This window comes from Brachyspira alvinipulli ATCC 51933, from assembly GCF_000518245.1.
Lineage (GTDB): Bacteria > Spirochaetota > Brachyspiria > Brachyspirales > Brachyspiraceae > Brachyspira > Brachyspira alvinipulli.
The window spans coordinates 106,263-119,479 of the sequence record NZ_KI912406.1 but is presented as its reverse complement, the minus strand read 5'-3'; the positions used below and the strand labels follow the sequence as shown (position 1 = coordinate 119,479).

Here is a 13,217-nt window from a genome sequence, read left to right as displayed (position 1 = left end):
TCTTATTTAGTAAGATACTACTAAGTAAATTATTTGTCAAGAAAAAATCAAAAAATTTATATAGTATACTATACCTTTAAATTTATATAATCTATTGCTAAATCATTATTGCTTTTAGTAATAACAAATTTATAGTTTACAGTCTTATAAAAATAAATTTCAGCCAAAATATTTCCGTTTTCATCATCAAGAATTTCTTTTTCTAATTGTATATTATTTGAATTTAAATCATTTAATAAATTGTCTAAAAAAGCATCCGCATTATTTGATGTATTAATTGTTATTTGCTCTATACTATCACTACCTGTAAATATTATAAGATCTGCCTCTTCTTCTCTTATATTAATGCTCTTTTTTATAATAGTATTTTTTAAAAGAGATTTATCCATATCAAAAATGGATGCTAAGCTATCAAATGATGTTTTAAAAGATAATGATACCAAAGATTTTATATCATTATTACTGTATGATAATATATTATAATAATTAAAAGAACTGCTTATTCCTGTAACTTCATAAGAGGTAAGGTTTTTATGAATTAAATTTGCTATAACAATAAAAATAATAAAAAAGCATGCAAATACAATAAATTTAATTACTCTCATCTAATTCTCTTTAAAATACAATGATGCACAAATATCAACAAATGCTTTACTTTATTATATTTTATATTTGATTCTCTATTAATAATATATCATTAACTTCTTCTATTGAGAAAAGCGGCATATCTCCAACATTATAGTATGTTGGCTTTAATTTAAATGATAATACACTTTTATACTGCATATATTTTTCTGATTCTACAACTATATCTAAATTAACATCTATCTCTGTATTACTATCAACCTTTTTAGGCATAAAACAAAACATAAACTTTCCAGGTACATTACTTGACACTATAGCTGGATTTGGAAAATTAACTCCATAACCCTGTAATATTTTATTCTCATAGAAAATATAAACCAAGGCATTATCTATTTTTTCAAAATTATTAGAAGAGGTTATATTACCCATTATGCTTGGATATGTTATATAGTATCCATTCTCATTTATAGATGGAACAGATTCTAATAAAGTATTTTCTTTTCTTCTAGTAACTATTTCGCATGCATCTGCTATAATACTTAAAATTTCAGTGTTGCTTTGTATAAGATCTCTATTATAACTATGTAAAACACCTCTGGCACTTGTAACATACTGAGATTGAACTCTATTTAAAGTATATGCTATGATATCCATACGCATATTTGTATTAACTGGTATATTTTTTTCTTTTAAATAAGAATCTGCTAATTTTGAAACTTTTTGTTCCATAAGGTTAACTAAATACATAAGCACCATCCTATAAATTTATGAGATATTATACAAAATAAATGGTTATTTGTCAAAGAAAATTGCTGTAAAACTTAGTTTATTTATTTCATTTTATATTAAAATAAGTTTTATAATATAAAAATATAAAAAATTATCCTAAATGAAATATAAAATATATTTTTGTTTGAATATGGATAAATCTAAAATATAGTTATGTTGATAAACATTGTAAACTTCATATATCTAAATAACTAGATGCAAAGAAATAAAAATAATTTTTGTAAATATACTGATAATTTCATAATTAAATACTATAAAATGTTTATATTTATTTAGTTATTGTAAACAAAAATAATTCAAAATGTGCTTTAAAAATATTTACAGGTGTTGTAACACTTAAAGTATTTAAATATGATATTTTTGATATTATATTTACAACTTCTTCTAAAGAGAAAAGTTTTAATGAGTTTTTTTTCTTTTTTAAGATAAACTCTGGTATTTTAGTTAATTTACTTATTTCATTTAAAGTTGTTTGAGGACTAAATATTTTCATATAGTATATTGCCATAAAATTATTCATCATCAATGTAAGAGAACTTGAGGCATCTTGATCAAGCCTATGCATAATACTAAAGCATTTTTTTCTATCTCTCTCAAAAACAGCATCTAAAAAGTCAAATATGTTTCTATTTTTAGATACATAAGTAAAATCCATAATATCTTCAATATGCAAATAATCTTTATCATTATAATTGCATATTTTTGCAAGCTCGGAATAAAGTGAATCATAATCCAAATTTATATTATTAATTAAATACTCAACAGCATCTGTAGATATTTTTTTCCCTTGTTTATTAACATAGGCATTAATTAATCCTCTAAAATCATTTTCATCAGGTAAAGGAAAATCTATAAAATATATATTATCTGAATTTTGTTTTTTAGAAAAATATTTATATATAGGGTCTTCTTCTAATAAACTTTCGGTTTCTAATATAACAATAGCTGTTTTAGACGGATTAGAACAATATTCTAAAAAATCTTCCTGAAAATTATTATATTTATAAATAACAATAAGTCTAAGTTTGGATCCAAAAGGAGGAGTATCTGCTACTTCTAATGGAGCAAATCCTACAGCGTCATTTTTATCATAGAACACACTATAATTCATTTCACTGTCTCCTTCATCTGGAAACATATAAGAATGCATAGAAGCAATAAAAGCCTTTTTAAAAAGTCTTTCTTTTCCTGTTAATATATAAATACCATAGTTAAAAGGCTCTTTAATATATTCATCTTTAACTTTTTGAAAAGCTAATTCTGTTTTTACTGAAATTTTTTTCATATATAACTTTTATAATAAATTTACGATTAATAATATCATAATGTATATTAAGATGCAATAGCTATATTTTTAACTGTTCTTCTTAGACTTCTTTACTATATCTATAAATACTCTTATCTCTATTTTGCACTCATCATCTTCTTCAAGTTTAATACTTTTTATTACAGCATGCACTTTATTTTTTTTATCTTCAAGTTTATATGATATTAAAGGTGAAATAACACTAGGAATATAACCTAAACGGAAATAATTTCTGCTGTCATATATAGCTATAGCAAATCTGTCATAAGGGTTAAATATTTCATGAACAAGAGTTACAGATTCATTTTTGCATAAAAATTCTATTATCTCCTTTCCGTCATTATATTTATATCCTGCAACAAAAAAATCTATATAATATCTCTTAGTTTTATAATTTCTATTTATAATAATTCTTCTGAAACTATTTTTTTCATGATTAGTTATATATGTAATATGTTTTGTATTATCATTAATATTATTCATAAACGGAAAGTATTACCTTTTTAATATTGAACATCTATAAATTTTACTTTAATTCAAATTTTCTGTCAAGCATATAAAAAATATTATATAAACTAATTTTTAAAGTTAATATAGTCGACTTTATATAACAGTATAATTTTATGTTGTTTTTATAGAAAAAAAATATATAATAAAAGTATAAGTATTATTTATGGAGATAAGAAGTGAAAGCAGTCAAGTATATTGCTGTATTATTTATTATAATAACGTTTTTTTCATGTAAAAAAACAAGCCTTACAATTACAGGACCAGGTCCTGAGTTATTTTTAAATAAAATGGAAAATAATAAATGGCAAGGTGTTACAGTAAATGATAATGGCAATAAAATTACTATTAGCACTGGGAGCGGAGATAAAAATTATACATTTGAAGACAATATCTTAGGTGTAGGCGGAATATACAAAGACGATAAGCCTTCAGGAGATGATAAAGGATATATAGTAACAGTACCTGCGGGTGATACATTATATACTGTAGATATGACAGAAGATGGTAAAAAAGCTATAAATGATATATTAACTATAGTTGGTGAAGACAAGGCCTTAGGTATAATGGTTAATATAGCAAGCAATGGCGGAATAGACAGTAATGGAAATATAGATGTTGATAAATTAGTAGGAAACAGCGGTATTACTCAAGAACAAGTAAGTCAAATAGAATCAATAGTAAATGGTCTGCCTAAAGGAAGTTTTGGAGACCCTGATACTATAGGTACTAATAAAAATCCTTCACCTTAAATTGAATGTATTTTTAATGCTTAGTAAATTTTTTATGTTAAGCATATAAATTAGAAATAAGGTATAATAAATATATATTAAGGCGGATAATGAAAAGTAAGTTATTACTAATATTTATTATAGTTTTTGGTATATCCAAATTATGTATGGCTAATGGAATACCAATGTCTACACAATCTGATACCAATACATATAGTTGGATCAAAGGCAGACAAGTAGTAAGCATAAATTTGGCTCCTGGATATTCATGTTTATTTCCTAGTATTATCAATACAGCTTTCAACAATGCCGATACACTTGCAGGCTTAGTTGGAGTTAATTTAAGTTCTATAGAAAAATATCTAAATGCTATAGAAGCTAAAGGAAGTTTTTGGTATGTTCCAAGTATATCATATACCCTATTAGTTCATCCGCGTATTGGAATAGAGGTTGGTTTCGGCGTACAATCTATGTCATTTTCGCTTAACATACCAAAAGATAAGGCTGGGGATTTAATTGATTCTGCAATTTCTGGGGGAAATTTGGGAAATATAGGAAGTGCAGTATCAACTGATACCACTTTTAAAGCATCTTTTATATATTTGCCAGCAACAATAGGAGTAAAATTTTTAGGCGGAAAAAACAGACAGGTAGTAAATACATTTAGATTCGGTTTAGAAACCTTAATATCTGATGTAGAAACGGAGCATGGAATTACTGGAGTAAAAACCAAGCGTCATACAGTTGATACTACAATGTATGTATCTTATGAACTAGGCTGGACTATAGAATTATTCCCTACAAGAGAATGGCCTGTAAAACCTTATATCGATATTTCTTTATTTGAAATAGGATATTATGTACGTTCTGGAATTCCAGGTATGTATGAAGATATTAGAGAAGGTATTGGTTTCTTTGGAAGCGGTTTAATAAATATGAATAAAATAATACCTTCTTGGAATTCTTTTCCTTCATGGGCTAATTATGTAGCATCTATTAGATTTGCCTTATTCCCTAGAATAGGCTTTAGTTTAAGGTTTTAATGCGAGGTATATATGAGAAAAAATAAATTAATAATTTTATTTTTATTTATAATTACCAGCATATCTTTTGCTCAGGAACCTGCTACAAATAACACATTAACAACAGAAAATGGGATTTCTTCTCATAGACATTCAATAGGTGTTAATTTCGGGCCTGCTATATTTTATATGTTAGAAGCTCCAGCACTTGTTAATCTTCTTTTGCCTAGCAATGATCCTAATAATCCTAAATTACAAGGTACTTTTGGCTTAGATTTAACTTATACATACAGAGCTTCTGAAAAAATTGATTTAAATGTTGATGCTGGGCTATATACTATGAAAACATACTATGATAATTCAAGTACGAGATATAACGGCAGTGTTTACAGTCTTGGATTATCTATTGGAGGAAGATTTTATTTCAATAAAAAAGACAGAGCATCTGGATTTTTTATAATGCCTAAAGTTGGAACTACATTATTTATAACTTATGGAAATAATTATAATAAAACTTCAAATTCTACTGTAAAAAAAGATTCGTATATATGGGATTTTTATGCATCAGGAGAGTTTGGATTTAGAATAGATGTTTCAAGGGGATTAGGAATTAACAGCGGAGTACGTCCTTTCTTTGATATATCCATAATTGATATCGGATATTCTTATAATCATATATTTAGGTTTGTACTGCTGCCTAGATTTGCTATTGGTATATTGTTTTGATTTTATTTTTAAGGAAATTATTTTATGATAAAAAAGTTTTTGTTTAGTTTTTTCTTGATAGTTTCTTTAACTAACATGCTTATGGCTATAGATATAGGAGCATATTTATCACCTAAATTATTATTTGAAATAGAAGATTCTGGAATAAGAAAACCAAACAGCGATAAAAAAAACATTCAAGACTTATATGTTGGAGGCGGTATTGCCGTTGGTTATAATTTTGACATATTCCATAAATACAGTACAGTAAGACTTGAATTTGAATATTTATATAGAAATCCTATGCCTGAAAATGTATATATAACTGGAGTAAAAACTATGCATTCTCATAGCTTTTTATTGGGTGCATACTATGATTATTATTTTTGGTATACAGATTATGATAATCCTAATTCCGCCAGAAGTAAAATTAACAATGGAAAAAGACCTTTAATGTCAATTTATGCAGGATTTTTTATAGGAGGAGCATTAAATACATATATAGCAAATACATCTCATGAATACGGCGGTATTTTTAAAACAAGCACTTATTATAATAAAGGACAATTTCTTTATGGTTTTGGGGCTGGATTAGGATTTCATATAACCCCATTATTAAGTTTGGATTTAGGATATAGATTACTGCTTACAGAAGAAACACAATCCAATCATGATATAATAGCTTCTTTAAGGTTTAATTTTTAGGGGTACAGTAGATGAAGAAAAGATACTATATACTCATATTTATGTTCATAATATTATTCAATAGCACACAGAAACTATTTTCATATATTCCCGAAGGCTTATATATAACTCCTAAATTTATGTTTTCACATGATGGAAGTTATGCTTACATTAAAGATGATGGAAGCAAAGGATATTTTAATTATTTAGGAGGCGGTTTTTCTATTGGATATAGTATACCAACAATAAATAAATCATCTCCTGTAAGATTTGAATTTGAATATATCGGCAGAAATATAGTAGGAATGACAAATGATATAAAAATGCATACTTTATTAGGTTCTGTATATTTTGATATTAACTTTTTTGTTATAGATGAAGTATTAACAGATGAAACATATAAACAAACATTATTAACTAAATATCCTCCATTTACAATTTATTTAGGTTTTTCTATGGGGGCAAAATTAAAAGATAGTTTTTTTACAACATATAATGAAACGGAATATAGAACATCTGTAAGTACATTAGTTTTTGGATTCAGCGGAGGAATGTCTTTTAATGTACTGCCTTATATGGCTATTGATTTAGGATACAGATATTTATTAGATACAAAAGCAGATGGATACCATGATGTATTATTAGGATTAAGGTTTAAAGTGCCTAAACTATAAATATTTTTTAAGTAAAAATAAAATAATTTTACTTTATTTTTGGTTTTTTGTTAATATTTTTATTATGGGAACAAATTATGAAAAAAGATAAATATAAGATATTTATAAAAATCAATTTATTATTATTCATTTCAATATTTTTTATTTCATGCAGTAATTATATAGCAACAGATCCTCTTGCATCATCAGGATACGGATATGATATTTATTCGATTCCAGACAATGTTGATCCAAAATATTTAATCAAGGCAGATACAAAAGAAGCAGATATAGAAAATATTATGAATCAGTATTTTAGTGAATACGGATCCTATATAATATTTTTAAGCGATACTAAAGAGAATATAAACAAAAATGGTACTATAGCAATAATAAATGGTATCATAAAGAAAAATGAATATCTTCAAGGTGTTGCACTTGATTTAAGCAGAACAGATATGACAGAAATAAAAGCTAATGCGTTTGAAAATAATAATAATTTAGCCAATATTAAATTGCCCAATACAATAACGACTATAGGAGAAAGTGCTTTCAAATCATGTGTAAGTTTAAGAAATATTAATTTTCCTTCTTCAATAACTGAAATTGGAGAAGGAGCATTTCATGGATGTTATATACTTAGTCATGTGGATTTACAGAATACAAAAATTACAAAAATAAATCAGCAAACATTTTATGATTGTGCAAGTTTAAAAACAGTTTTATTACCTAATTCACTAACAGATATAGGTGCTACTTCATTTAATTATTGTCTTTCATTAACACATATAACTTTACCGCAAAATGTAACAATAATAGAACAAAGTGCTTTTTCTGACTGTAAATCATTAAAAAGTATAGAATTAAATAATAAATTAACAACTATTTCTGGTTTTGCTTTTTTTAATTGTGTTTCGTTAGAAAAAATTAGTCTGCCAAAATATTTAACAAAAATGGAAGGTGATTATATTTTGTCAGGATGCACATCATTAAAAAGCATAGAATATCTAGGCGAAAATAATAGTGTTGTTGCAACAGGAAAAGTATTTGAAGAATATAATGGCGGAAGTATTTCAGTACCAGCATCTACTCCTATTAATTTGTATCTCCCTAAAGCAGCATCTATAGATACAGGATGGGATAATTTTTTGGGATACAATTGGAAAGATACGGGAAGAAATATTTATAAGCAAGCCATGCCTTAATTAATAGGAGACTATAAGTGAAAAAAGTATTAATATTATTTATTTTTATTTTAACAATGACCTCATGTAAATATAAAATAACTTCTCCTTATTCAGAATATGATATATCATTAGGCGGTAATGAAAATAAAACTCTTTCAATAATAGATGCTAATGCTTCAGTAGATGAAATAACAAATGCTTTAGAAAATAATAAAAAAATAACAGGAAAAAATATTATAGTGGTTGTAGGACATATTTCATCATCTGCTATATTCGATAATATGAAAACTGCTCTTAAAAATGAAAGTAATGTAGAATTAGATTTATCTAATGCTATTCTTGATAGTAATTATAATTTTACATCAGAAAATGCTTTATTTCTAAGAACTGTACTTTATTGCTTCTACTATAAAAATGGCTGATAACTTTTTTAAAGGATGCACATCATTGGTTAACATACGTATGCCTAATTCTTTAATGACTGTTCAAGGAACATGTTTTGACGGATGCAGTTCATTAAAAAACATAGAATATTTAGAAACTTCTCCAAACATAATAAAAACAACAACTTTATCTGGAACTACTCCTACAGATTTATATCTTCCTAATGTTCCTTCAAATCCTAACAATAATAGCTGGGATAATTTTTTAGGTGTTAAGTGGGTTAATATACATTATGGTGCTTCTATGCCTAAATAATACTTGATTATATACCTTTTGTATACTATAATTTATATAGAAAAATTATTAATTTTTTGTTAGAATTTATTTAAAATAAATATAGAGAGAGGTGTATATATGGAACAAGAAGTAAAAGCAAGAATAGACTCATGGCTTAGCGGCTCTTATGATGAAGAGACAAAAAAAGAAATTAAAGCATTATTAGATGCCGGCAATGAAAAAGAGTTAATAGATGCATTTTATAGAGATTTAGAATTTGGTACCGGCGGACTTAGAGGAATAATGGGAGTTGGTACCAACAGAATGAATAAATATACTGTTGGCGTTGCTACTCAAGGACTCGCTAATTATATATTAAAACAAGGCGGAAGTAATTATAAAGTTGCTATAGGATATGACTCAAGAAATAACTCTGATGTATTTTCAAAAGCTGCTGCTGAAATACTTTCTTCAAATGGTATAAGTGTTTATTTATACGATGATATTCACCCTATTTCACTTCTTTCTTATGCTGTTAGAAGTTTAGGCTGTATTGCAGGAATAGTTGTTACTGCTAGCCATAACCCTAAAGAATATAATGGTTATAAAGTTTATTGGACTGATGGTGCTCAGGTTATTCCTCCTCATGATAAAAACATAATAGAAGAAGTATTGAAAGTTAAGCCTGAAGAAGTAAAAATGGGAGATTCTTCAAAAGTTACTATTATAGGAAAAGATATTGAAGATAAATATATGAATGATTTAATGGGATATTTAGTTAATCCTGATATAATCAAAAAACATCATGATATAAAAATAGTTTATACTCCTATTCATGGTTCCGGATACAAAATGGTTCCTATGGCTTTAAGAAAGGCAGGATTTACAAATTTAACTACTTTAGAAGGTGCTCAGCCTCCTAACGGAAACTTCCCTACTGTAGAATCACCTAACCCAGAAAACCCTGAAGCATTGAAAATTGCTGTTGATAAAGCTAAAGAAATAGGTGCTGAACTTGTTATGGGTACTGACCCTGACTGCGATAGAATGGGCTGTGCTTTGCTTACTAAAGATGGTTCTTATATGTATCTTACTGGAAACCAAATCGGTTCTATTATGGCTTATTATCTCATCACAAATAAAAAGAATGTTAAAAATCCATTTATAGTAAAAACTATAGTTACTACTGAACTTGCTAGAGCTATTGCTGATGCTAACAATGTTAAGCTTTATAATGTTCTTACAGGATTCAAATGGATTGCTGATGTTATAGAAAGAGATAAAGAAGGAACATATTTATTCGGATTTGAAGAGAGTTTCGGATATTGTATTAACTCTAATGTACGCGATAAAGACGGCGTTAGTTCTTGTTTAATGCTTGCTGAAGTACTTGCTTATTGTAAAGACAATAACATGACATTAGCTGATTACTTAGAAAGCATTTATGAAAAATATGGCTACTTCTATGAAGAAACTATCTCTATAACTAAAAAAGGTGCTGACGGAGCTAAAGCTATAGCTGATTTGATGACTTATTACAGAAACAATTTACCTAAAGAAATTTCTGGTGTAAAAGTTGAAAGCATAAGCGACTATGAGAAAAAAGAAGTTTATGATAATACTGGTAAAAAAATAAAAGATATTACTTTACCTAAATCTAATGTTCTTCAGTACATACTTGAAGATAAAACTAAGATTACTATCAGACCTTCTGGTACTGAACCAAAAATCAAATTCTATTTTGAAGTTTGCGTAAGAGAAAGCAAAGATAAGAGACTGACTATAGCTAAAGAAAAAGTAGCTAATTTCAAAAAGTTTATTAAAGAATAATTTATTATTGTTGCTAGCGATAAACTTATTATTAATAAAAAATAAAAGAAGTCCTGTTTTTATAATGGGGCTTTTTTTATACAACAGTTTTGTCATAGTAAAAAAGTATAATATATATAATTAGATAATAATATTAAGGATACTATATGAGAAAAATTATTATAATATTATCTTTTTTACTGATGTTTATAATAAGTTGTTCAGGTAATTATATAAGTGTCAACAATGAAAAAACAAGTACAGATATATCTGTTGGAAAAATTACTACTACAGAAATACTATATACACAAATAATTTTGCAAAAACTAAAATGATAAAACTTCTTTATTATTAACTATAATAATATTAGGAATTTTATTTTTACCGTTTATAATGCTTATTGGTATGTTTGTATCCCCAGTAAAAAGCGGCAGCGGAATTCTTTTTACTATTACTATCCGATTTTATTATTTATTATTGTATTAGTTTATGGAAAAATTTCTGATTTTTTTAATGGCTTCTGATAAATATTATAAGAAATATAATAATTATTTACTTTATAAAATATAAAAGCTTCATTATTTTTTAATGGGACTTTTATATTTTTGTATTTATTCTAATTCAACACTCTATATTTATTTGAATTTTGAATTTACCAAACGCACGCAGAACAAAGCAAAAAATAATTTGATTGTTAATTTTAATTTCAATAGATATCAAATTAATCTAACCGTGCGTTAACTAATTTTTTATATGTACCAGTATTTACTTATATTAACAAAATAAAAAATATATATAATATTACGAAACAAGTTTAATAATCTTTTTTAAATCTAGTTTGTTTTCATATATAGCTTTTCCTACTATAGTTCCGTTAATATTCATATCTCTCAATTTTATAATTTCATCTTCAAAAGTAACACCGCCTGAAGCTATAATATTGCATGAAACTTTTTCTCTTAATTCTTTATATATTTCTAAATTAGTACCGGATAATTTTCCATCTTTTGATATATCAGTATATATAATTGTATCGATACCCATTTCATCAAGTTTAATGCAAAATTCAACTGAGTCTTGTTTATTAATCTCTTTCCAGCCTTTAACTGCTATCATTCTATATCTTGAATCAATGGATACAGCTATATGATCCTTATATTTATTAATCATATTCTCAGTAAAATCAATATTTTCAACAGCAGCTGTTCCAAGTATTGTTCTTTTTACACCTATATCCAAATACCTATTTATAGTCTCTTCATTTCTTATACCGCCGCCTACTTCAACAAATAAATCAGATTTTTTTATGATTTTCTCTATTGTCTTAAAATTAATAGTTTCTCCGTCGCTTGCCCCATCCAAATCAACAACATGCAGATATTTACTTCCGCTTTCAATAAAAAAATCTAATGCTTCAATAGGGTCTCTAAAATAAGTAGTCTTATTATCATAGTCTCCTTCAACAAGTCTTACAACTTCTCCATTTTTTAAATCTATTGCTGGAAGTATATACATTTTTAATCCTCTAATTTTATATTAATAAGTTAAATAATTATAACATATTATTTAAAATAAAAAATTATCATAATTTAAATTTCTAAGTTTTTTAACGTACAAAACGCACGCAAAACTGTGTTATAAATATATACTGATTTTGAATGTTAATTTTTATTATATATAAAATTTAGTTTACCGTGCGTTGAATAAAATTATAAATCTAATAAAAACTTGGGCGGGGCTATAATTTCTGATAAAGTTATAAAGAGAATAAAAATCAAAAATCCTAAATTAAACAATAAAGAATAAAGGGCGGGTTATAAATAAAATTTTAAAATATAAAAAATTATTTATGTTATAATGATATATATTAATATTTGTTATATAGGAGCGACCAATGTCAATATTTGGCTATTTATTTAAAAAGCCTATAGACAAATCTAAATTAGAAAAATCTCGATTAAAAGATTATGATAAAGCTATAAACTTTTATGAAGAAACCTTAAAAAATAATAAAGATTTAAAAATAGATCCGTATCATATTAAATCATATAATAATAGAGGAATAATTAAGTATAATATGGGACTTTTTGAAGATGCTATAAAAGATTATGACAGAGCAATAGAACTTGATAATAATTATTTTGAAGCTTACTGTAATAGAGCAAATGCTAAATATAGTTTGGGATTATATAAAGAAGCATTAAAAGATTATAAAAAGGCCTTAGAGTTAGATACTACTAATAATACTATCATAGAAAATATAAAAAACATCGAAAACAAATACGGTTTGCAATGAAAATTAATTAACTTACAAATTTTATTATAATTGCCCACCCTTTTTAATTTATAACTTCAATTTGTCATTTTTACTATTTTTCTTTTAAGCCTTTACTGTAATTATAAAGCCCACCCCAATTTTATTTAAATTTTAAATTAAAACTCCGCACGAAGAATAATATTATCAATATAAATTAATTATAAATTCCAATTTTTATTATATATCAAATTCAGCTCACCGTGCGTTGAATAAAATTCTAAATCTAATAAAAACTTGGGTGGGTGCTTTAATTTCTAATCAA

General features: G+C 26.0%; 16 protein-coding genes. 11 read left to right on the top strand and 5 right to left on the bottom strand.

The annotated features are described in order from the left end of the window. Positions 1-68: 68 nt before the first annotated feature. The 4 genes from T324_RS0113735 to T324_RS0113720 all read right to left on the bottom strand — a co-directional run bounded on the left by T324_RS0113735 (position 69) and on the right by T324_RS0113720 (position 3,154). Complete coding sequence (locus T324_RS0113735) at positions 69-605, bottom strand: hypothetical protein (RefSeq protein WP_028330785.1); 537 nt, start codon at positions 603-605, stop codon at positions 69-71. A gap of 61 nt (positions 606-666) precedes the next feature. Further along, on the bottom strand, positions 667-1,332 hold the full coding sequence (locus T324_RS0113730; RefSeq protein WP_028330784.1) for a late competence development ComFB family protein: 666 nt from the start codon (positions 1,330-1,332) through the stop codon (positions 667-669). 310 nt (positions 1,333-1,642) lie between these two features. Further along, positions 1,643-2,659, bottom strand: coding sequence for a DNA polymerase III subunit delta (gene holA, locus T324_RS0113725; protein WP_028330783.1), 1,017 nt, complete (start codon positions 2,657-2,659; stop codon positions 1,643-1,645). Between the two features lie 69 nt (positions 2,660-2,728). After that, positions 2,729-3,154 (bottom strand): HIRAN domain-containing protein, encoded by a 426-nt coding sequence (locus T324_RS0113720; RefSeq protein WP_028330782.1) that lies wholly within the window; start codon positions 3,152-3,154, stop codon positions 2,729-2,731. A 212-nt stretch (positions 3,155-3,366) separates the two neighbouring features. Here T324_RS0113720 and T324_RS0113715 point away from each other — a divergent pair, with 212 nt between their 5' ends. The 10 genes from T324_RS0113715 to T324_RS18615 all read left to right on the top strand — a co-directional run bounded on the left by T324_RS0113715 (position 3,367) and on the right by T324_RS18615 (position 10,973). Next, a complete protein-coding gene (locus tag T324_RS0113715; RefSeq protein WP_028330781.1) occupies positions 3,367-3,939 on the top strand; it encodes a hypothetical protein in 573 nt (190 codons plus the stop codon). Between the two features lie 89 nt (positions 3,940-4,028). Continuing rightward, positions 4,029-4,961 (top strand): hypothetical protein, encoded by a 933-nt coding sequence (locus T324_RS0113710; protein WP_028330780.1) that lies wholly within the window; start codon positions 4,029-4,031, stop codon positions 4,959-4,961. A gap of 12 nt (positions 4,962-4,973) precedes the next feature. Beyond that, entirely contained in the window at positions 4,974-5,666 is a 693-nt protein-coding gene (locus tag T324_RS0113705; RefSeq protein WP_028330779.1) for a hypothetical protein, read from the top strand. Between the two features lie 24 nt (positions 5,667-5,690). Then, positions 5,691-6,350 carry an outer membrane protein gene (locus T324_RS0113700; protein ID WP_028330778.1) on the top strand — a complete coding sequence of 220 codons (660 nt, stop codon included), beginning with the start codon at positions 5,691-5,693 and terminating at the stop codon, positions 6,348-6,350. A gap of 11 nt (positions 6,351-6,361) precedes the next feature. Beyond that, positions 6,362-7,003, top strand: a complete 642-nt coding sequence (locus T324_RS0113695; protein ID WP_028330777.1) for an outer membrane protein — start codon at positions 6,362-6,364, stop codon at positions 7,001-7,003. 77 nt (positions 7,004-7,080) lie between these two features. After that, positions 7,081-8,187 (top strand): leucine-rich repeat domain-containing protein, encoded by a 1,107-nt coding sequence (locus T324_RS0113690; protein WP_051436857.1) that lies wholly within the window; start codon positions 7,081-7,083, stop codon positions 8,185-8,187. A gap of 17 nt (positions 8,188-8,204) precedes the next feature. Next, on the top strand, positions 8,205-8,591 hold the full coding sequence (locus T324_RS18625; RefSeq protein ID WP_245580728.1) for a hypothetical protein: 387 nt from the start codon (positions 8,205-8,207) through the stop codon (positions 8,589-8,591). 25 nt (positions 8,592-8,616) lie between these two features. After that, on the top strand, positions 8,617-8,868 hold the full coding sequence (locus T324_RS18620) for a hypothetical protein (protein ID WP_425387442.1): 252 nt from the start codon (positions 8,617-8,619) through the stop codon (positions 8,866-8,868). Positions 8,869-8,967: 99 nt separating this feature from the next. Continuing rightward, positions 8,968-10,659 (top strand): phospho-sugar mutase, encoded by a 1,692-nt coding sequence (locus T324_RS0113680; protein WP_028330775.1) that lies wholly within the window; start codon positions 8,968-8,970, stop codon positions 10,657-10,659. Between the two features lie 146 nt (positions 10,660-10,805). Next, positions 10,806-10,973, top strand: coding sequence for a hypothetical protein (locus T324_RS18615; protein ID WP_245580726.1), 168 nt, complete (start codon positions 10,806-10,808; stop codon positions 10,971-10,973). Between the two features lie 466 nt (positions 10,974-11,439). Here the strand turns inward: T324_RS18615 and hisA are convergent, their stop codons facing one another. Then, a complete protein-coding gene (gene hisA / locus T324_RS0113670) occupies positions 11,440-12,153 on the bottom strand; it encodes a 1-(5-phosphoribosyl)-5-[(5-phosphoribosylamino)methylideneamino]imidazole-4-carboxamide isomerase (RefSeq protein ID WP_028330774.1) in 714 nt (237 codons plus the stop codon). A gap of 379 nt (positions 12,154-12,532) precedes the next feature. Between hisA and T324_RS17415 the strand changes: the two genes are divergently transcribed. Beyond that, positions 12,533-12,934: a tetratricopeptide repeat protein gene (locus T324_RS17415; RefSeq protein WP_051436856.1), complete on the top strand. Its 402-nt coding sequence runs from the start codon at positions 12,533-12,535 to the stop codon at positions 12,932-12,934. Positions 12,935-13,217: the final 283 nt, after the last annotated feature.